Source organism: Cupriavidus sp. H18C1, from assembly GCF_049311595.1.
Classification (GTDB): domain Bacteria; phylum Pseudomonadota; class Gammaproteobacteria; order Burkholderiales; family Burkholderiaceae; genus Cupriavidus; species Cupriavidus cauae.
Window position 1 is genome coordinate 740,773 of record NZ_CP186008.1, and the last position, 19,403, is coordinate 760,175.

17 protein-coding genes and 3 pseudogenes are annotated in these 19,403 nt (G+C 67.1%); 12 read left to right on the forward strand and 8 right to left on the reverse strand.

The genetic code is table 11. The features are described 5' to 3' along the window. Positions 1-58 precede the first annotated feature (58 nt). On the forward strand, positions 59-1,519 hold the full coding sequence (gene tldD / locus OJJOAM_RS03435; RefSeq protein WP_422648870.1) for a metalloprotease TldD: 1,461 nt from the start codon (positions 59-61) through the stop codon (positions 1,517-1,519). Between the two features lie 401 nt (positions 1,520-1,920). Beyond that, the gene (aroG, locus tag OJJOAM_RS03440) at positions 1,921-3,000 is read left to right on the forward strand and encodes a 3-deoxy-7-phosphoheptulonate synthase AroG (protein WP_422648871.1); all 1,080 of its coding nucleotides are present in this window, start codon (positions 1,921-1,923) and stop codon (positions 2,998-3,000) included. Between the two features lie 49 nt (positions 3,001-3,049). Here the strand turns inward: aroG and OJJOAM_RS03445 are convergent, their stop codons facing one another. From OJJOAM_RS03445 to OJJOAM_RS03460, 4 genes are all read right to left on the reverse strand, one after another. Further along, positions 3,050-3,304 (reverse strand): DUF2442 domain-containing protein, encoded by a 255-nt coding sequence (locus tag OJJOAM_RS03445; RefSeq protein WP_422648872.1) that lies wholly within the window; start codon positions 3,302-3,304, stop codon positions 3,050-3,052. Between the two features lie 4 nt (positions 3,305-3,308). Beyond that, complete coding sequence (locus OJJOAM_RS03450) at positions 3,309-3,569, reverse strand: DUF4160 domain-containing protein (protein WP_422648873.1); 261 nt, start codon at positions 3,567-3,569, stop codon at positions 3,309-3,311. 126 nt (positions 3,570-3,695) lie between these two features. Further along, the gene (locus tag OJJOAM_RS03455) at positions 3,696-4,094 is read right to left on the reverse strand and encodes a c-type cytochrome (RefSeq protein ID WP_422648874.1); all 399 of its coding nucleotides are present in this window, start codon (positions 4,092-4,094) and stop codon (positions 3,696-3,698) included. An 11-nt stretch (positions 4,095-4,105) separates the two neighbouring features. After that, complete coding sequence (locus OJJOAM_RS03460; protein WP_006578948.1) at positions 4,106-4,453, reverse strand: c-type cytochrome; 348 nt, start codon at positions 4,451-4,453, stop codon at positions 4,106-4,108. Between the two features lie 325 nt (positions 4,454-4,778). On the opposite strand from OJJOAM_RS03460, the pseudogene OJJOAM_RS03465 reads away from it, so the two are divergent. The 3 genes and pseudogenes from OJJOAM_RS03465 (at position 4,779) to OJJOAM_RS03475 (ending at position 7,622) form a co-directional block, all read left to right on the forward strand. After that, positions 4,779-5,671, forward strand: a pseudogene (locus tag OJJOAM_RS03465) (AAA family ATPase). Positions 5,672-5,740: 69 nt separating this feature from the next. Further along, the gene (locus OJJOAM_RS03470; protein WP_422648875.1) at positions 5,741-6,346 is read left to right on the forward strand and encodes a GNAT family N-acetyltransferase; all 606 of its coding nucleotides are present in this window, start codon (positions 5,741-5,743) and stop codon (positions 6,344-6,346) included. A 100-nt stretch (positions 6,347-6,446) separates the two neighbouring features. Then, positions 6,447-7,622 (forward strand): vWA domain-containing protein, encoded by a 1,176-nt coding sequence (locus OJJOAM_RS03475; protein WP_422648876.1) that lies wholly within the window; start codon positions 6,447-6,449, stop codon positions 7,620-7,622. Positions 7,623-7,735: 113 nt separating this feature from the next. Here the strand turns inward: OJJOAM_RS03475 and gcvA are convergent, their stop codons facing one another. Then, the gene (gcvA, locus tag OJJOAM_RS03480; RefSeq protein ID WP_006578944.1) at positions 7,736-8,638 is read right to left on the reverse strand and encodes a transcriptional regulator GcvA; all 903 of its coding nucleotides are present in this window, start codon (positions 8,636-8,638) and stop codon (positions 7,736-7,738) included. Positions 8,639-8,836: 198 nt separating this feature from the next. Here gcvA and OJJOAM_RS03485 point away from each other — a divergent pair, with 198 nt between their 5' ends. The 3 genes and pseudogenes from OJJOAM_RS03485 to OJJOAM_RS03495 all read left to right on the forward strand — a co-directional run bounded on the left by OJJOAM_RS03485 (position 8,837) and on the right by OJJOAM_RS03495 (position 11,824). Beyond that, positions 8,837-9,823, forward strand: coding sequence for a Bug family tripartite tricarboxylate transporter substrate binding protein (locus tag OJJOAM_RS03485; protein ID WP_422648877.1), 987 nt, complete (start codon positions 8,837-8,839; stop codon positions 9,821-9,823). Positions 9,824-9,848: 25 nt separating this feature from the next. Continuing rightward, positions 9,849-10,733: pseudogene (locus OJJOAM_RS03490) on the forward strand (N-formylglutamate amidohydrolase). A 263-nt stretch (positions 10,734-10,996) separates the two neighbouring features. After that, complete coding sequence (locus tag OJJOAM_RS03495) at positions 10,997-11,824, forward strand: BspC domain-containing protein (RefSeq protein ID WP_422648878.1); 828 nt, start codon at positions 10,997-10,999, stop codon at positions 11,822-11,824. A gap of 149 nt (positions 11,825-11,973) precedes the next feature. On the opposite strand, the gene OJJOAM_RS03500 is transcribed toward OJJOAM_RS03495, so the two are convergent. Together OJJOAM_RS03500 and yaaA are read right to left on the reverse strand one after the other, a co-directional pair. Continuing rightward, on the reverse strand, positions 11,974-13,131 hold the full coding sequence (locus OJJOAM_RS03500; protein WP_422648879.1) for a M14 family metallopeptidase: 1,158 nt from the start codon (positions 13,129-13,131) through the stop codon (positions 11,974-11,976). Positions 13,132-13,257: 126 nt separating this feature from the next. Beyond that, on the reverse strand, positions 13,258-14,055 hold the full coding sequence (gene yaaA, locus OJJOAM_RS03505; protein ID WP_422648880.1) for a peroxide stress protein YaaA: 798 nt from the start codon (positions 14,053-14,055) through the stop codon (positions 13,258-13,260). Positions 14,056-14,243: 188 nt separating this feature from the next. On the opposite strand from yaaA, the gene OJJOAM_RS03510 reads away from it, so the two are divergent. Together OJJOAM_RS03510 and OJJOAM_RS03515 are read left to right on the forward strand one after the other, a co-directional pair. Beyond that, positions 14,244-14,687, forward strand: a complete 444-nt coding sequence (locus tag OJJOAM_RS03510) for a putative toxin-antitoxin system toxin component, PIN family (protein ID WP_422648881.1) — start codon at positions 14,244-14,246, stop codon at positions 14,685-14,687. A gap of 94 nt (positions 14,688-14,781) precedes the next feature. After that, positions 14,782-15,946, forward strand: a pseudogene (locus OJJOAM_RS03515) (pyridoxal phosphate-dependent aminotransferase). 236 nt (positions 15,947-16,182) lie between these two features. On the opposite strand, the gene OJJOAM_RS03520 reads toward OJJOAM_RS03515, so the two are convergent. Then, positions 16,183-16,827 carry a glutathione S-transferase gene (locus tag OJJOAM_RS03520; protein ID WP_422648882.1) on the reverse strand — a complete coding sequence of 215 codons (645 nt, stop codon included), beginning with the start codon at positions 16,825-16,827 and terminating at the stop codon, positions 16,183-16,185. Between the two features lie 162 nt (positions 16,828-16,989). Between OJJOAM_RS03520 and OJJOAM_RS03525 the strand changes: the two genes are divergently transcribed. Then, entirely contained in the window at positions 16,990-18,513 is a 1,524-nt protein-coding gene (locus OJJOAM_RS03525; protein WP_422648883.1) for a 3-hydroxyacyl-CoA dehydrogenase, read from the forward strand. Positions 18,514-18,558: 45 nt separating this feature from the next. Beyond that, positions 18,559-19,338 (forward strand): oxepin-CoA hydrolase, alternative type, encoded by a 780-nt coding sequence (locus OJJOAM_RS03530; protein WP_422648884.1) that lies wholly within the window; start codon positions 18,559-18,561, stop codon positions 19,336-19,338. Positions 19,339-19,403: the final 65 nt, after the last annotated feature.

A 19,403-nucleotide genomic window follows, 5' to 3' on the forward strand; every position in this document is an offset into this window, starting at 1 on the left:
CTTGCGGCTGCCGGCCCGATGCCGGGCAGCGCGACCCCGAATCCAACAGAGGACATTCATGAACGTCGGCGATCTCGGAATCCGCAATCTCGCCACCGCACAGCAGCTGCTGCTGAACCCGTACGGGCTCGACGAAGCCCGGCTGCAACGCGTGCTGGCCGACATCTTCACGCACAAGGTCGACTACGCCGACCTGTATTTCCAGTACACCCGCAGCGAGGCCTGGAGCCTCGAGGAAGGCATCGTCAAGTCGGGCAGCTTCAATATCGACCAGGGCGTCGGCGTGCGCGCCGTGTCGGGCGACCGCACCGCCTTCGCCTACTCCGACGAGATCAGCCTGGAGGCGCTGCTGCAGGCCAGTGCGGCCACGCGCACCATCGGCAAGGTCGGCAGCGGCCGCACCAAGGTGGCGGGTTCGCTGGCCTCGCAGGGCGGCCGGGACCTGTACGCGCCCAACGATCCGCTCGATTCGATGCCGGCGGCCGAGAAGGTCGCGCTGCTCGAGCGCGTCGAGAAGATGGCGCGCGCCAAGGATCCGCGCATCGTGCAGGTGATGGCGGGCCTGGCCGGCGAATACGACGTGGTGCTGATCGCCCGCAGCGACGGCGTGATCGCCGCCGACGTGCGGCCGCTGGTGCGCGTATCCGTCACGGTGATCGCCGAGCAGAACGGCCGGCGCGAGATGGGCACCTCGGGCGGCGGCGGTCGCTACCACTACGGCTACTTCAGCGACGAACTGCTGCGCACCTATGTCGACGAGGCGGTGTCGTCGGCGCTGGTCAACCTGGAGGCGCGCCCCGCCCCGGCCGGCGCGATGACGGTCGTGCTCGGCCCGGGCTGGCCCGGCGTGCTGCTGCACGAGGCGGTCGGCCACGGCCTGGAAGGCGACTTCAACCGCAAGGGCTCTTCGGCCTTCGCCGGCCGCATGGGCGAGCGCGTGGCGGCCAAGGGCGTCACCGTGGTCGACGACGGCACGCTGGAAGGCCGCCGCGGTTCGCTGAACCTCGACGACGAAGGCAATCCGACCCAGTGCACCACGCTGATCGAGGACGGCATCCTGCGCGGCTATATCCAGGACACGCTGAACGCGCGGCTGATGAAGATGCCGGTGACCGGCAACGCGCGCCGCGAGAGCTTCGCCGCGCTGCCGATGCCGCGCATGACCAATACCTACATGCTGAACGGCGACCGCGACCCGCAGGAGATCATCGCCAGCGTCAAGCGCGGCCTGTACGCGGTCAACTTCGGCGGCGGCCAGGTCGACATCACCAACGGCAAGTTCGTGTTCTCGGCCAGCGAGGCCTACCTGATCGAGGACGGCAAGATCACCGCGCCGGTCAAGGGCGCGACGCTGGTCGGCAACGGTCCCGAATCGCTGAAGGACGTCACCATGATCGGCAACGACATGCGGCTGGACTCGGGCGTCGGCGTCTGCGGCAAGGAAGGCCAGAGCGTGCCGGTCGGCGTCGGCCAGCCGACCCTGCGCATCGAGAACATGACGGTGGGCGGCACCGCCTGACGGCCCCCGCGCGTCGGCGCCGCTGCTGCGCCGACGCCACAGCCGGCCCTCTCCCGCCTTGCCCCGGCGTTTCGGCGCGCTTGCCAAGCGTGCCGAAACGGGCTATAAAGTGGCTTCGTCGCCGGCACTTGCCGCCTCGCCAACACGCGATACCGACGAAAACAGACGCAATACCAATCGCAAGACCGACCGAATACCGCGCTTTCCTCCCACATGTCCGCCAAGTTTTACTTTTACTTTTTTAGCGATCTCGCACCGCTGGCGGAAGGAGAGGATCAGTCGTAAGCGCCTCCCAAGATTGCAAAAAAGCCGCCAGCAGACCTGGCGGCTTTTTTTGGCCCGACTTTCCCCGCAGCATCGAATACCCCCACTCTCACGACCTGACAAGACCTGGAGCCATCATGTTGAAGAACACCGACGACCTTCGTATTCGCGAACTGAAGGAGCTGCTGCCGCCGGCGCACCTGATCCGCGAGTTCTCCCTGTCGGAGAAGGCGTCGGACGTCATCTACGGCGCGCGCCAGGCGATGCACCGCATCCTGCATGGCATGGACGACCGGCTGATCGTCATCATCGGCCCTTGCTCGATCCACGACACCCGCGCCGCGCTCGAATACGCCAAGCTGCTGAAGGAGCAGCGCGATCGCTTCAGCAACGAGCTCGAGGTCGTGATGCGGGTCTACTTCGAGAAGCCGCGCACCACGGTCGGCTGGAAGGGGCTGATCAACGATCCGCACATGGATGGCAGCTTCAAGATCAACGACGGCCTGCGCACCGCGCGCGAGCTGCTGCTCAATATCAGCGAGATGGGCCTGCCGGCGGGCACCGAATACCTCGACATGATTTCGCCGCAGTACATCGCCGACCTGGTCAGCTGGGGCGCGATCGGCGCGCGCACCACCGAATCGCAGGTCCATCGGGAACTGGCCTCGGGGCTGTCGTGTCCGGTCGGCTTCAAGAACGGCACCGACGGCAACGTCAAGATCGCGGTCGATGCGATCAAGGCCGCCTCGCAGCCGCACCATTTCCTGTCGGTCACCAAGGGTGGCCATTCGGCGATCGTGTCGACCTCGGGCAACGAGGACTGCCACATCATCCTGCGCGGCGGCAAGAACCCGAACTACGACGCCGACAGCGTGCAGCAGGCCTGCGACGCGATTTCCAAGGCCGGGCTCGCGGCGCGGCTGATGATCGATGCCTCGCACGCCAACAGCAGCAAGAAGCACGAGAACCAGATCCCGGTCTGCGAGGACATCGGCAAGCAGCTCGCCGCGGGCGACGACCGCATCATCGGCGTGATGGTCGAATCGCACCTGATCGCCGGCCGCCAGGACCATGTCCAGGGCGCGCCGATCGACTCGCTGACCTACGGCCAGTCGGTCACCGACGCCTGCATCGGTTGGGACGATTCGGTGCGAGTGCTGGAGATCCTGGCCAACGCGGTCAAGGCACGGCGGTTGGCGAAGGGCAGCGGGAACTGATGAACGCTGAGTTGGCGGTCACCGCGCCGCCACTCACCCGACGGGGCCCCTACGATCGGGTCAACGGGCGCCCCGTCACTTGCTCGTACATCGCATCCGGGGCGATATCGACCCCGTTTGGCCATACCACCGCGCCATCCGCAATGGAAGCCTTGGCGAAATAGGCTTCATCCGCCAACGGAGCAAAGACGCCACGAAAATCATCGCGCGACATGTCCACGATTCCGCGCGTGCCATCGGCGAATTCAACGTCCAGTCGATGATTTGGCAGGACAGCCAGACGGGTGACGTGCCACGCGACCATTGCATTACTCCAGGGGCGGAATGGGCTTTGGCATTTCGTGATTTCTGCAAAGCCGCCAATCTTCGGCCAATTCGTTTCGATGCGACGACGCCCATTCCAGCACCAGTGCAAGCGCACGCCGGGGCAGCGATCCGGCGATCACCTTCCGCGTATCGATTCGGATGATCGCTTCCGAATCGCCATAGCGCGCATGGAAATGGGCCGGTTCGTGGTCACGCCAATACATCATGATCGCGATCCCGAAAAATATGCTGAGGGTTGGCACGTTGGCTCCCGCTGTCGAGGGAGCGCCATCGTATTGCGGGGGTCATCATGCCTTCGATCGATCCATGCCGAAGATATAAAAAAAGCCGCCTCGAAGGAAGCGGCTTTTTGACGGCGGTATGCTGCCTTACCTCTTCAACACCAGATCGCCCGGCAGCGATTCGAGATAGGCGGCCATGTCCTTCAGTTCCTGGCGCGTGAAGGGGCGGGGCTTGCCGTCCTTGCCGACCACGCCGGGGTTGGCGTTGACCTGGCCCTGCATGATCGCGTTGGAGCGGCCGACCTGCGGGTTGCCGTGGATCTGGTAGGCGACCAGCGCGTGATACAGGTAGCCGGCGTGCTGGCCGGCCAGCTTCGGATAGTCCGGCGCGATCGGGGAATTCATGTCGGCGCCGTGGCAGGCGGCGCAATTGCCCTTCTGCACCAGGGCCTTGCCGGCTTCGATATCGGCGGCGGAGGCCGACATCGCCGAGGCACCCAGCACGAGTGCGCCGAGCGCGAACGAGAGCGTCTTGAGCGTCTTCATGTCGGGTCCTCTCACTTCTGCGGATTGTCGCGGGTATCGCGCTTCTGCTGCGCGTAGTACGCAGCCACGTCGGCGATATCCTGGTCGCTCAGCGTCGCCGCGATGCCGCGCATGGTCGGATGCTTGCGGCCGCCCTTCTTGTACTCCTGCAGCGCGTTCGCGATGTACTTCGCGCTCTGGCCCCCGATCATCGGCACTTCGTACACCTCGGGAAACGAAGCCCGATATCCCGGAATACCGTGGCAGCCGATACACATCGCCACCTTATCCCGGGCTGCCTCCACATTGCCCTTGACTTCCTGGGCCTGCGCTGCCGTCGCGGCGGCGCCCAGCACCACCATCGTGAGGAGCTTTTTCATTGTCGTAGTCGGATTGGAAGGATTGAACCCTGCGTGACCTGCCCGAGCGGCCAGACATGGAACTCCCGCCGAATGCACGGCCGGGGCCGTGCGCATCGACCGTCATGCCGGCCATTCTTTCGTGATCGCCGCTTCCCGACCAGGGCCGCCAGGGTGCGACGTGGGCGGCCGGGGGAAGGAGGATGGACGTGGGGGCGCGTCAAACCGGCGCATTGTACCGCACGCGGCACGCGGCAGTCCATAGAGCGGCGCCATGGTCGCACGCGAACGGGAAAGCTCTTTTATACTGGCCCATTCCGACCCGAACGAAGCCTCAGAACGCGACATGACCGATACCGCCCAAGCCGCCGCTGGCGCCTCTGCCGCCCCCCTCCGCCCGCTTCGAGGGCAGCGCCCACTACGTGGCCACCGACGACCTGAAGCTCGCCGTCAACGCCGCGCGCACGCTGCAGCGTCCGCTGCTGATCAAGGGCGAGCCCGGCACCGGCAAGACCATGCTGGCCGAGGAAGTCGCCGCGGCACTGGGCATGCCGCTGCTGCAATGGCATATCAAGTCGACCACCAAGGCGCAGCAGGGCCTGTACGAATACGACGCGGTGTCCCGCCTGCGCGACTCGCAGCTCGGCGACGACCGCGTGCACGACATCCGCAACTACATCGTCAAGGGCGTGCTGTGGCAGGCGTTCGAGTCCGACGAGCCGGTGGTGCTGCTGATCGACGAGATCGACAAGGCGGACATCGAATTTCCCAACGACCTGCTGCGCGAAATCGACCGGATGGAGTTCTACGTCTACGAGACGCGCGAACTGATCCGCGCCAGACATCGTCCGCTGGTCATCATCACGTCGAACAACGAGAAGGAACTGCCGGACGCGCTTCCTGCGCCGCTGCTTCTTCCACTACATCAAGTTCCCCGACGCCGACACCATGCAGCGCATCGTCGACGTCCACTATCCCGGCATCAAGCGCGAGCTGGTGTCCGCCGCGCTGGAGGCGTTCTACGAGATGCGCAACCTGCCGGGCCTGAAGAAGAAGCCGTCGACGTCCGAACTGATCGACTGGCTCAAGCTGCTGATGGCCGAGGACATTCCGCCCGAGGCGCTGCGCAGTCCGGACAAGAAGGCCGCGATTCCGCCGCTGCACGGCGCGCTGCTGAAGAACGAGCAGGACGTGCATCTGTTCGAGCGCCTGGTCTTCATGAACCGCGCCAACCGCTGAACGCCGCCCTGCCCTTCATCGAACTGCGAACCTCGACCTTTGAACATCCAACCCTCGCCAGGAACCCCGATGACCCGTCTGATCGCGCCGATCGTGCTGGAAGGCCGGCACGTCATGCTCGAGCCGCTCGACGCCGCGCATGAAACCGAACTGCGCGCGGCCGCGAGCGATGGCGAGCTGTGGAGGCTGTGGTACACCTCGGTGCCGACGCCCGACGGCATGCGGGCGTGGATCGACGCCGCGCTGGACCAGCGCGACCGCCTCGGCGCGATGCCCTTCGTGGTGCGGCGCGTGCAGGACGGCGTGGTCGGCCCGGTGGTCGGCTCGACGCGGATGTTCAATGTCGACGAGACCCATCGGCGGCTCGAGATCGGCCACACCTGGTATGCGCAGAGCGTGCAGCGCACCGCGGTCAACACCGAGTGCAAGCTGCTGTTGCTCGCGCATGCCTTCGAGCAGCTGCGTTGCATCGCGGTCGAATTCCGCACGCACTGGATGAATCACCAGAGCCGCGCCGCGATCGCGCGGCTCGGCGCCAAGCAGGACGGCGTGCTGCGCAATCACCAGGTGATGCCCGACGGCTCGCTGCGCGATACCGTGGTCTTCTCGATCATCGCCAGCGAATGGCCGACGGTGAAGCGCCATCTGCATTACCGCCTGGAGATGCCGCGCTGAGCGCCGCGTGCACGATCGCACCGACCGCACGCACACGACACACAGCCCGCACAGAGCGCAACGCACGCACCGCCAGCCCTCCGCGACACCGAGACCCGCCATGCTGATCGACTTCTTCTTCTCGCTGCGGCACGCCAAGCTGCCGGTATCCGTCAAGGAATACCTGACCATGCTGGAGTCGCTGAAGGCCCAGGTGATCGCGCCGTCGATCGACGAGTTCTACTACCTGTCGCGCATGACGCTGGTCAAGGACGAGAAGCACTTCGACAAGTTCGACCAGACCTTCGCCGCCTACTTCAAGGGCGTCGAGAACCTGGTCGACTGGAAATCCGACATCCCGCTCGACTGGCTGCAGAAGACGCTGGAGCGCGAGCTCTCGCCCGAGGAGAAGGCCAAGATCGAGGCGATGGGCGGGCTCGACAAGCTGATGGAGCGCCTGAAGCAGCTGCTCGAAGAGCAGAAGGAAAAGCACGAGGGCGGCAACAAGTGGATCGGCACCGGCGGCACCTCGCCGTTCGGCCACGGCGGCTACAACCCCGAGGGCATCCGCATCGGCGGCCCGTCCAAGGGCAACCGTACCGCGATCAAGGTGTGGGAGACGCGCGCCTATCGCGACTACGACGATCAGGTCGAACTGGGCACGCGCAACATCAAGGTCGCGCTGCGGCGGCTGCGCCGGTTTGCGCGCGAGGGCGCCGACACCGAGCTCGACCTGGACGACACCATCCATTCGACCGCAGCCAACGCGGGCCTGCTCGACATCAAGCTGCGCCCGGAGCGGCACAACAAGGTCAAGGTGCTGATGCTGATGGATGTCGGCGGCTCGATGGACGACCACATCAAGCGCGTCGAGGAACTGTTCTCGGCGGCCAAGACCGAGTTCAAGCACCTGGAGTACTACTACTTCCACAACTGCGTCTACGACTACGTGTGGAAGAACAACCGCCGCCGCCACGCGGAGAAGATCGCCACCTGGGACCTGATCCACAAGTACACGCCCGACTACAAGGTGATCTTCGTCGGCGACGCGACCATGAGCCCGTACGAGATCCTGCAGCCGGGCGGTTCGGTCGAGTACAACAATCCCGAGGCGGGCGCGGTCTGGCTGAATCGGCTGATCGACCAGTTCCCGCGCTTCGTCTGGCTCAATCCCGAGCCGGAAGGTCTGTGGCAGTACCGCCAGTCGATCTCGGTGATCAACCAGATCATGAAGGCGCGGATGTATCCGGTCACCATCGCCGGGCTCGAGCAGGCGATGAAGGTGCTGTCGAAGTAAGCTCGGCCATCGTCCCCGGGCATGCGGGGACGCGGTGGCGTTCGCCCACCGGCATCACGCCATTCCGCTCGCCGGTCCCCCGCTTCCGCTGGGGACCACGGACAGGCGACGCCTCACACCACCACGTCCACCCCTTCCATCAGCCACTGCCGGAAGGTCTGCAGCGCCGGCAGATGCTGCTTCTGCTCCGGGTAGCACAGGTAATAGCCCTTCTTGCTGAGCACCCGCGCGGGGTGCGCCACCACCAGCGCCCCGCTGGCCAGCTCCTGCTCGATCAGGCAGCGCGGGATCAGCGCGATGCCCAGCCCCGACAGCGCCGCCTGGGTCAGCAGCGAGAACTGGTCGAAGCGCGGACCGCTCCAGGCCTCGCGCGTGGTCACGCCAAGCTCGCCCAGCCAGTCGGACCAGGCCTCGGGCACCGTCGTATGGTGCAGCAGCGGATAGTTCAGCAGCGCCTGGGGGGACGCGGCCACGCCGTTGGGCTCGTTGGCCAGCAAACCCGGCCGGCACACCGGCAGCACCTCGCGGCCGGTCATGTAGTCGGCCAGGCTGCCCGGCCAGACGCCATCGCCAAAGCGGATCGCCGCGTCGAGGTCCGGCTGCGAGAAGTCATAGCCCTGCGCGTGCGGCACGAATTCCAGCGTGACCTCGGGATGGCGCTCGAAGAACTGCGGCAGCCGCGGAATCAGCCACTTGGCGCCCAGCGTCGGCATGCTGGCGATATGCAGCGTGCCGCCGCGGCCCTGGCTTGCCACCAGTTCGACGGTGGCGGCCTCGATCTCCTGCAGGCTGGGCCGGATCCGCTCCAGATAGCGGCGGCCGGCGTCGGTCAGCAGCAGGCGCTGACGGACGCGTTCGAACAGGTCCACGCCCAGCGACGACTCGAGCTGGCGGACCTGCTTGCTGACCGCGCCCTGCGTGACATGGAGCTCGCGGGCGGCCAGCGTAAAACTGAGATGACGGGCGGCGGCCTCGAAGGCCTGCAGCCCGGTCAACGACGGGCATAGGCGCCGCATGCGACTTCCTCGATTTCCCAGACTTCACGACCAAATGGAATGACCGTGCGATTTTAATTCGTTTGCACGGTTCTTGCAGATTTGCGCAGAATCGCAAGCAAAGCTCAACGAGGCTTTCTAGCACAGCAACGACGGGCGCGCCCTGCCGACGCCCTTTCTCCCCCATTTCCGTGTTGGACCCCCTTTTCAGGATCATTCATGCAACGCCGTAACATGCTCCGCCTCATCGCTGCCGGCTCGGCCGCCCTGGCCGCCGGCCTGTCGTTCCAGGCTGCCGCGCAGGGTTCGTATCCGACCAAGCCGATCACGCTGGTCGTGCCCTTCCCGGCCGGCGGCACCACCGACATCGTCGCCCGCATCGTCGCCGACAAGCTGGGCCAGCAACTGGGCCAGGCCGTGGTGGTCGACAACCGCGGCGGCGCCGGCGGCAGCATCGGCACCAGCTACCTGGCCAAGGCCACGCCGGACGGCTACACCATCGGCATCGCCACCGCCTCGACCCACGGCATCAACCCGGCGATCTACCCGCGCCTGCAGTACGACGCGACCAAGGACTTCACCACCATCACCAACCTGGCCTCGGTGCCGAACGTGATGAGCGTCCACCCGTCGGTCAAGGCCAACGACATGAAGGCCTTCATCGCGCTGGCGCAGTCGCAGCCGAACAAGCTGGCCTATGGCTCCGCCGGCAACGGCAGCGTGTCGCACATGATGGGCGAGCTGTTCAAGCTGAGCAGCAAGACCGAGCTGCTGCACGTGCCGTACAAGGGCGTCGGCCCGGCGCTGAACGACACGCTGGCCAACCAGGTCCAGATCCTGTTCGACAACCTGCCGTCGTCGTTGCCGTTCATCCAGGGCGGCAAGCTGCGCGCGCTGGCCGTGGCCGCGCCCAAGCGCGTCGCCGCGCTGCCGAACGTGCCGACCTTCGCCGAGCTGGGCCTGGCCGAGGTCAACGATTCGTCGTGGTTCGGCCTGATCGCGCCGGCCAAGCTGCCGCCCGACATCCAGACCAGGCTGCACGACGCCACCGTCAAGGTGCTGGCGATGCCCGAGGTCAAGGAAAAGTTCGAGAAGCTGGGCGCGACCCCGGTCGGCGACACGCCGGCGCACTTCGCCACGCAGATCAAGAACGAAGTGGCCAAGAACAAGCGCATCGCCGCCGCCGCCAAGATCTCGATGGACTAAGCCGCAAGACCAAGCCGCAAGCATCATGACCGAAGCAGACCGAAAGAGCGCGGAGCGCCCCTTACTTCCTGCAACTGCCGGAAGGCGAGAGCAGCCCGCTCTTTCTCGATTCGCCGCATAGCGCGACCACCTACCCGGCGGACTTCCGCTACGCCGCCGGGCTGCCCCTGAACCTGCTGCGCCAGGCCGAGGACACCTTCGTCGACGAGCTGTACGCCGACGCGCCGAAGCAGGGCATCGCGCTGCTGTGCGCGGGCTTTCCGCGCAGCTACCTCGATGCCAACCGCGGCATCGAGGAGATCGACCAGGCCCTGCTGGACGCCCCTGGCCGGGCCCGATGCAGGAAACGCCCAAGACCCGGCTCGGCAAGGGCCTGGTCTGGCGCGTGCTCGACACCGGCGAGGCGATCTATGATCGCAAGCTCAGCGTGGCCGAGGTGCAGGCGCGCATCGAGCGCTACTACCTGCCCTACTACGCCCAGCTGCAGAAGCTGGCCGACCGGGCGATCGCCGAGCACGGCAGCGCGTGGCACATCAACTGCCACTCGATGCCCAGCGAGGCGGCGCAATACGCCACCGAGCATCCGGGCCTGCAGCATCCGGACTTCGTGGTGGGCGACCGCGACGGCAGCACCTGCGACAAGCGTTTCACCGACCTGGTCGAGGGCGTGCTGAAGGAGATGGGCTACGACGTCTGGCGCAACCATCCCTACAAGGGCGTGGAGATCGTGCGCGTGGTCGGCCAGCCCCAGGCCGGCCGCCACAGCCTGCAGCTCGAGATCAATCGCAAGCTGTACATGGACGAGGTCGCGCTGACCCGCAATGCGGGCTTCGACAAGCTCAAGCAGAACCTGAACGCGCTGCTTGCCGAGCTCGACCGCTTCGCCCGCTCGGCCGCCGCGACGCGGTAAGCGCAAGCGCCTGGCGCGAGGCGCTAAACGCTAAACGCTGAGCGCTGCGCCAAGCGCCAGGCCGGGCCGGTATCGGTCCGGCCCGATCCGCTCCACCATGGCGCCGCAATGGCGTCCTGATGGCGCGAATCGGGCCGGGATCGGGCCCGGTCCGCGCTCGGGACTGACCCTAGGTTGGCTGCCGCGAGGAACTTTGTGCAAAGGGTTTCCTCTATCATGGCAGTCTTTTGCCAACCACTTCGCCCCCGAAGCAAGCAGATCCCGTGATCCGACGAATTTCCATGCGGCTGCGCGCCCTCGCCGCCGCGGCCGCCGCACTGATGCTGGCCGCCTGCGCCACCGCGCCCTCCGAGTCCGGCGACACCGCCGGCCAGCAGGCCCAGGCCCCCGCCGCCAGCCCCGCACCGCAGGCGCCCGCGCCCGCACCGCGCGGCGCGACTTCCTACTCCGACAAGCAGGCGGTACCGCCGCCGGACAACGACAACTCCCCGACGAAGACGGTCACGCTGCCGCCCACCGGCCGCGTCAGCCTGGCCGAATACCGGGCGCAGATGCGCCAGCAGCTGATGCGCAGCGAGAACGCCAGCGCGGACGTGGCCGACTGCGCCGCGCACGCGAGCTGGGTGGTGCCGCGCTCGGCGACCTACGACGCGCTGCGCATCCCGACCGGCGCGCTGGCGTCGGGACAGGCCTCGGTCGAAAGCTGGGAAGGCCGCTTCTCGCGCGGCAAGCAGGCGGTGCCGGTGACCTCGGTGGTGACTTTCTCCGCCGCCGCGCATCGCCGCAACGGCCAGTCGCGCTGGGACCCGGTCAAGGTCCGCTGCGGCTATGACGACGGCATGATGCTGGCCTACGAACTGCTGGACGACGACGGCGACATCATCGTCGAACCGGCCGCCAAGCCGGCCGTCAGCGTGGCGCCGCGCAACGCCACGGCCAAGGGCCGCAAGGCGAAGGCGACCAAGTCGAGCCGCTCGGGCAAGGCCGCGGCGTCGACGAAATCGTCGGGCGGCACGAAGAAGGCCGCGGCGAAGTCCGGCGCTTCCACCAGCAGCAAATCGACGAAGAAGACCAGCAAGTCGGCGCGCTGACGCTGCCGCGCGGCGTCGTCACGCTTGCTGCTGCGTTGGCGCTGCATTGCCGCTGTAGTGCGGCAATAGCGCAGCTGTAGTGCGGTCGACTTGCCGCTGAATTGGCGCTGATCTGCTCCTGAATCGCCGCATCCCCGCGGCGGCGCCGCTCAATCCAGCTGCGCGAGGATCGCCTGCAGCATCGCCGCGCCCAGCAGCGCGCTGCGGGCGCCGTTCCAGCCCACCTCGGGCTGCGGCAGGTCGGCGTTGTCCTTGAACGGCATCTCCAGCGTCAGCGACAGGCAGCCGAACGCGTGGCCGATGTACTTCGAGGCCAGCTTCAGCGCATCGGCGTTGTACTTGCTCGCCGCATAGCCATGCACGTCCTGGAAGTCCGGCGTCGCGCGCTTGAACGCCTCGACGAAGCGCGCCTGCGCGACGCGCTGGGACTCGGTGAAGCTGGGCAGCATCTCGCTGCCGGCGATGAAGTTGTACGGCAGCCCCTCGTCGCCGTGAATGTCGAAGAACAGGTCGCAGCCGGTCGACTCGATCGCGCGGCGCACATGATAGACCTCGGGGCTGGTATCGAGGCTCGGCGCCATCCATTCGCGGTTCAGGTTCGCGCCGGCCGCGTTGGTGCGCAGATTGCCCAGCGCCGCGCCGTCCGGATTCATGTTCGGCACGATATGGAACACGGCCTTCTGCAGCAGCCGCTCGGCCACGCCGTCGCCGGCCCAGATGCCGGTGCCGGTCAGCCGCTGCAGCACGCCCTCGACGAACCATTCGGCCATGGTTTCGCCGGGATGCTGGCGCGCGATCATCCAGATGGTCTTGCGGCCGGCATTGTCACCGTCTGCCGGCGCACCGATCGTCACCGCCGTCATGGCGCGGCCCTGGACCGTGCTGCCCAGATGCGTCAGCCGCGCACGCGGCGAACGCTGGCAGGTACCCAGCAGCGCCAGGTGGCGCTCCTCGGGATACGGCTCGAAATAGGCGAACCAGACGCTGTCATGCGTCGGCGTGAATTCGACCGTCATCACCTGCCCGTCGAAGCGCGTCGGCACGCGGAACCACTGCACGCGGTCGTACGAGGCCACGGCCCGGTAGTCGCGCCAGCCGTCCGGATAGGTGCAATCGCCGGCGTTCAGGAATTGCAGCCGGCAGGCCTGGCCGGCCGCGCCGTGCAGCCCGAAATGGAACCACTGGCGGAAGTCGGCATGCGAATCGGCGCGGATGCGCAGCCGGATATCGTCGGCGCGGTCCAGCGCCTCGACTTCGATCGCGCCGGAATCGAACCGGCTGGAGATATGCAGCGCTGCGGTCTTCATGTCTGAGCCTCGCAAGACGAATTTGTTGTTGGCCGCGTTATTGGCCGCGTTATTGGCCGCGTTGTTGGCCGCGTTGTTGGCCGGCCCGGCGCGTGGCCATCGGCCTCGCGCACCGGGCGCGCGGCGTCAGTCTTCCAGCCGGCGGCGGAACACCCAGCGCGCCGCGTCGGACGCCTTCGCGTCGTAGGCGTAGCCGTCCTCGGCGAACTTTTTCAGGCCGGCCGCATCGGTGATGCGCCGGGTCACCGCGAAGCGCGCCATCGTGCCGCGCGCGCGCTTGGCGTGGAACGAGATGATCTTGTAGCGGCCGCCCTTCCAGTCCTCGAACACCGGCGTGATCACGCGCGCGGCCAGCACCTTGGGACGGACGACCTTGAAGTATTCCTCCGAGGCCAGATTGACCAGCGTCGGCGTGCCCTCGCCCTTCAGCGCGGCGAGGTCCTTGTTCAGCAGCTGCGTCACGTCGTCGCCCCAGAACGCGTACAGGTCCTTGCCGGCCTCGTTGGACAGCCGCGTGCCCATCTCCAGGCGGTACGGCTGCATCCAGTCCAGCGGCCGCAGCACGCCGTACAGCCCCGACAGGATGCGCACATGGCGCTGCGCGAAGGCCAGGTCGTCATCGGACAGGCTCGGCGCGTCGAGCCCTTCGTAGACATCGCCGTTGAAGGCCAGCGCCGCCGGCTTGCTGTTGCGCGCGGTGAATTTGGGCGACCAGTCGGCGTAGCGGTTCGCGTTCAGCACCGCCAGCTTGTCGGAGATGTCCATCAGCGTGCCGATTTCCTGCGGCGCCAGCGCGCGCAGGCGTTCGATCAGCTGCGCCGAACGGGGGATCAGCCGCGGCAGGTGGCTGGCATTGAGCGGGGGCCGGACGCGGGGCGGCGTCTCGTAGTCCAGCGACTTGGCGGGCGACAGAACGATCAACATGGCAGAATGCGGCAGAAACAAAGTTCCGATTGTAACGAATGCTCAACCCCTCTACCGGACCCGCTATCGGGTCCAACGCCGGGTCCAACGCCGGGTCCAACGCCGGGTCCGCCACAGGATCCAGCGTCGCACCCGATCCCGCGCCCGCGCTTCCGAACACAGCGCCCGACGACACCTCCCCGCCCCGCGTGGTGCTGGACTCCAACGTCTGGATCGACCTGCTGGTATTCCGCGATCCGCATGCCGAGCCGATCCGCACGGCCCTGCGGGACGGCGCCATCGCGCCGCTGATCCGCGCCGATTGCCGCGAGGAATTGCGCCGCGTGCTGGCGTATCCGCAGTTCGCGCGCTTCGAGGTCGATATCGAGGAGGCGCTGGCGACCGTGGACCGGCTGACCACCGCGGTCGCACCGCCCTGCGCGACGCAGGCCGAGGCGATCCGGCTGCCGCGCTGCCGCGACGGCGACGACCAGAAGTTCATCGAGCTGGCGCACTTCGCCGGCGCCGATTGCCTGGTGTCGAAGGACAAGGCGGTGCTCAAGCTGGCGGGCCGGCTGCGCCGCAGCAGCGGCGTCGCGGTATTGACGCCGCAGGCCTTCGCGCCCTGGCTGGCGGCGCGGCCGGCGCGCTAGAATCGCCTCCGATCGCCAGCCTGCCACCCCCGCCTCCCCGCCATCCGATTGACGTTCGACCATTTGACGATTTGACGATTTGACGATTGACGCCATGTCCGCCGACGCCCCGCTGAGCCCTCCCCCATCCCGCCTGCCCAACGTGGGCACCACCATCTTCACCGTGATGTCGGCGCTCGCCGCCGAGAAGAACGCGGTCAATCTGGGCCAGGGGGTTTCCGGACTTCGATTGCGATCCGAAGATCGTCGACGCGGTCACGCGCGCGATGCAGGGCGGCCTGAACCAGTATCCGCCGATGGCCGGCGTCCCGAGCCTGCGCCAGGCCATCGCCGCCAAGATCGGCAAGCTCTATGGCCGCGCCTACGATGCCGACAGCGAGATCACGGTGACCGCGGGCGCCACGCAGGCGCTGCTGACCGCGATCCTGTGCGCGGTGCATCCGGGCGACGAAGTGATCGTGCTGGAGCCGTGCTACGACAGCTATCTGCCGGCGATCGAACTGGCCGGCGGCAAGCCGGTGCCGGTGATGCTGGACGCGCCGCACTTCCGCATTCCGTTCGACCGTCTCGCGGCCGCGATCACGCCGCGCACGCGGATGATCCTGATCAACACGCCGCACAACCCGACCGGCACGATCTGGCGCGAGGACGATATGCGCCAGCTGGCCGCGCTGCTGGCGGGCACGGACATCCTGCTGCTGTCGGACGAGGTCTACGAGCACATGGTCTACGACGGCCAGGCGCATCAGTCGGTGGCGCGCCATCCGGAACTGGCGCGGCGCAGCTTCGTCGTGTCCAGCTTCGGCAAGACCTATCACGTGACCGGCTGGAAGGTCGGCTATGTCGCCGCGCCGGCCGCGCTGATGGCGGAATTCCGCAAGGTCCACCAGTTCAATGTGTTCACCGTCAACACGCCGGTGCAGCACGGCCTGGCCGACTACATGTCGGACCCCGCGCCCTATCTCGAATTGCCGGCCTTCTACCAGGCCAAGCGCGATTATTTCCGTGCGGGACTGGCCGATACGCGCTTCAAGCTGCTGCCGTCGGACGGCACCTATTTCCAGTGCGTCGACTATTCGGCGATCTCGGACATGAGCGAAGCGGATTTCGCGATGTGGCTGACGCGCGAGATCGGCGTCGCGGCGATTCCGGTGTCGGCGTTCTATTCGCAGCCGCGCGAATCGGGCGTGGTGCGCTTCTGCTTCGCCAAGCGGGAGGAGACGCTGGCGCTCGCGCTGGAGCGGCTGCGCAAGCTGTGAGGCGGAGCGGGCGGTTGCGCAATGCGACCGCCCGCTGCCCCTCTCCCCGGCCCCTCTCCCCGGCCCTCTCCCCGGCCCTCTCCCGCAAGCGGGAGAGGGAGTACACCGAGGGTTATGAACACCGGCGCGCTACGAAGGACCGGCAACGAATGCCCGGCCCGGCGGGGTTCTCCCTCTCCCCCCTCAGGGGGAGAGGGTTGGGGAGAGGGGGGTGGTTCCAGACCGCGATCGCCCTGTTACGGCTTGTTCCGGCTCAGCATCAGCTCGGTGTTGGTCTTGCGGTCCGCGTTGACCTTCTGCACCGTCGGCCGCTCGCTCATCCGCTTCAGATAGTCCTTGACCGGCAGGTCGGCCAGCATGTCGCTGCCGTAGATGATCTTGGTGCAAGCCGACACCAGCGGCAGGTGCACCACCGCGGCGCAGTCCGCCAGCGTGAAGCTGTCGCCGGCCACATACGGCGAGAATTTCGCCAGCCTGGCGAAGGCGGGAATGTAGCGTGTCAGCAGCTTGTGCTGGCGCTCCTTGACCCCATCGCTGACCTTGCCCCCGAAAAACGCCTCGGGATAGAGCTCCCGCGCGGTCAGTTCCAGATACAGTTCCATGTAGGTGACCAGTTCGCGCACCTTGCCGGCCGCCAGCGGATCGGCCGGCAGCAGCGGATTCTGCGGATAGGCGGCCTCCAGATATTCGGCGATCACCTCCGATTCGCACAGCGTGCCGCCGTCGGCAACGATGTACGGCACCTTGCCCAGCGGCGAGGCGTTCAGGTCGGTCTCGCCGATCCAGGCCAGCACCTCCTCGAACGGCACATTCTTTTCCAGCAGCGCCAGCTTGACCTTGTTGTAGTAGTTGCTGGCGGCAAAGCCGCAGAGCTTCAGCATGGGTATGTCTCCTTTGTTGTGCTGCGTTCTCCCGGACGGGATCGGTGGCCGCGCCCCGGCTTTTTTGGCCGATCAGCGCACGCGCCGGCGCGGCAGTGTTCACGCAACGAGTGCAAAAACCGCACGAGCGTGCTAATTTAACCACAACTTTTTGGAAGCACGATGAGCACTTTGACTATCGACACCCTCGGCATCGTGGGCACCGGCGCGATGGGCCGGGGCATTGCCCAGATCGCGGCGCAGGCCGGCCTGACCGTCCGCCTGTTCGACACCAACCCCCAGGCCGTCGCGGCCGCCCGCCAGTATCTGCAGGACACGCTGAACAAGCTCGCCGACAAGGGCAAGATCAGCAGCGACGATGCCGCCGCGACGCTGTCGCGCGTGCAGCCGTGCGGTGCGCTCGAGGAAATGGGCGATTGCGACATGGTGCTCGAGGCCATCGTCGAGCGGCTCGAGGTCAAGCGCGAGCTGGTCGCCAAACTGGAAGCAATCGTGCGTGCGGACGCGGTGATCGCGTCGAACACCTCGTCGCTGTCGATCACCGCGATCGCGGTCGGCGCAAAGCATCCGGGCCGCGTCGTCGGCTATCACTTCTTCAACCCGGTGCCGCTGATGAAGGTAGTCGAGGTGATCGACGGCCTGTCCGGCGATCCGGCGGTCGGCGATGCGCTGATGGCGCTGTCGCGCCGCATGGGCCATACGCCGGTGCGCTGCAAGGACATGCCGGGCTTCATCGTCAACCATGCCGGCCGCGGCATGAACATCGAAGGGCTGAAGGCCGCGCAGGAAGGCGTGGCCGAGTTCGCCGACATCGACGCGATCATGCGCGAGCAGGCCGGCTTCCGCATGGGCCCGTTCGAACTGATGGACCTGACCGGGCTCGACGTCTCGCACCCGGTGATGGAGTCGATCTACAACCAGTTCTACCAGGAGCCGCGCTACCGCCCCTCGCCGATCACGGCGATCCGCCAGGTCGGCGGGCTGCTGGGCCGCAAGACCGGCGCCGGCTTCTACCGCTACGCCGATGGCCAGAAGCAGCTGCCCGCCGCCGCGCCGGCGCCGGACGCGCGCCCGGCCAGCGTCTGGGTCAGCCGCGACAGCGAGCGTGGCCATGCGATGGTGGTGAAGCTGCTGACCGCGATGGGCGTCACGCCCGAGGGCGGCAACGCCCCGTCGGCCGATGCGCTGATCGTCGTCACGCCGCTGGGACTGGATGCCACCACCTGCGCGCTGCAGCAGGGCCTGGACGCCAGCCGCGTGGTCGCCATCGATACGCTGCTGCCGTTCGAGGCCACCAAGCGCCGCACGCTGATGACGACGCCCGCCACCAGCGCGGCCATGCGCGATGCCGCCCACGGCCTGTTCGCCAGCGACGGCGTGCCGGTCACGGTGATCCGCGATTCGGCCGGCTTCATCGCCCAGCGCATCGTCTCGTGCATCGTCAATATCGCCTCCGATATCGCGCAGCAGCGCATCGCGACGCCGTCGGACATCGACCTCGCCGTCAACCTGGGCCTGGGCTATCCAAAGGGCCCGCTGGCGCTGGGCGATGCGATCGGCCCGCAGCTGGTGCTGGAGGTGCTGCGCAATATGGAGCGGCTGACCGGCGACATGCGCTATCGCCCGAGCCCGTGGCTGTGGCGCCGTGCCAGCCTGGGCCTGTCGCTGCTGACCGAAGAAGCCTGACGCTTCCGGGTTCTCCCTTCCCTACCATCACGCCACCGAGCCGCCATGCCTGCCCAACTGCTGTCCGAACGCGTCGATGCGACGCTGGTGCTGACCATCTCCAATCCGGAAATGCGCAATGCGCTCGGCCCCGAGATCTACCTCGCGACCAAGGAAGCGCTGCAGGCGGCCGAGCAGGACAGCGGCATCCGCTCGGTGGTGCTGACCGGCGCCGACGGCATGTTCTGCGCCGGCGGCAACCTGAACCGGCTGCTGGGCAATCGCGCGCAGCCGCCGCAGGTGCAGGCCGACAGCATCACGATGCTGCATGCCTGGATCGAAAGCCTGCATGCCTTTCCGAAGCCGATCATCGCGGCCGTCGAGGGCGCGGCGGCCGGAGCCGGCTTCTCGGTGGTGCTGGCCTGCGACTTCGTGGTGGCGGCCAGCAATGCCAAGTTCGTGATGGCCTACGTGAAGGTCGGCCTGACGCCCGACGGCGGCGGCTCGTATGAGCTGGCACGCGCGCTGCCGCGCCAGCTGGCCTCCGAGCTGCTGATCGAAGGCAAGACCGTCGACGCGCAGCGGCTCGCGCAGTTCGGCCTGGTCAACCGCGTGACCGAGCCGGGCGAGGCACTCAGCGAAGCGCTGCGCCTGGGCCAGTCGCTGGCCGCGCAGTCCTCGCACGCGATGGGCCGCATCAAGGGGCTGATCAACCAGGCCGGCACGCTGTCGCTGAACGCGCATCTGGCGCTGGAGCGCGAGAACTTCGTCGCCGCGCTGCATCACGACGACGGCGGCGAAGGCATCAGCGCCTTCCTGGAGAAGCGCAAGCCGACCTATCGTTGAAGCCCCTGGCCCGGCGCGGCCGACCGCGGTCCACCCGCACCGATCCCGATAAAAAAGATACCGGA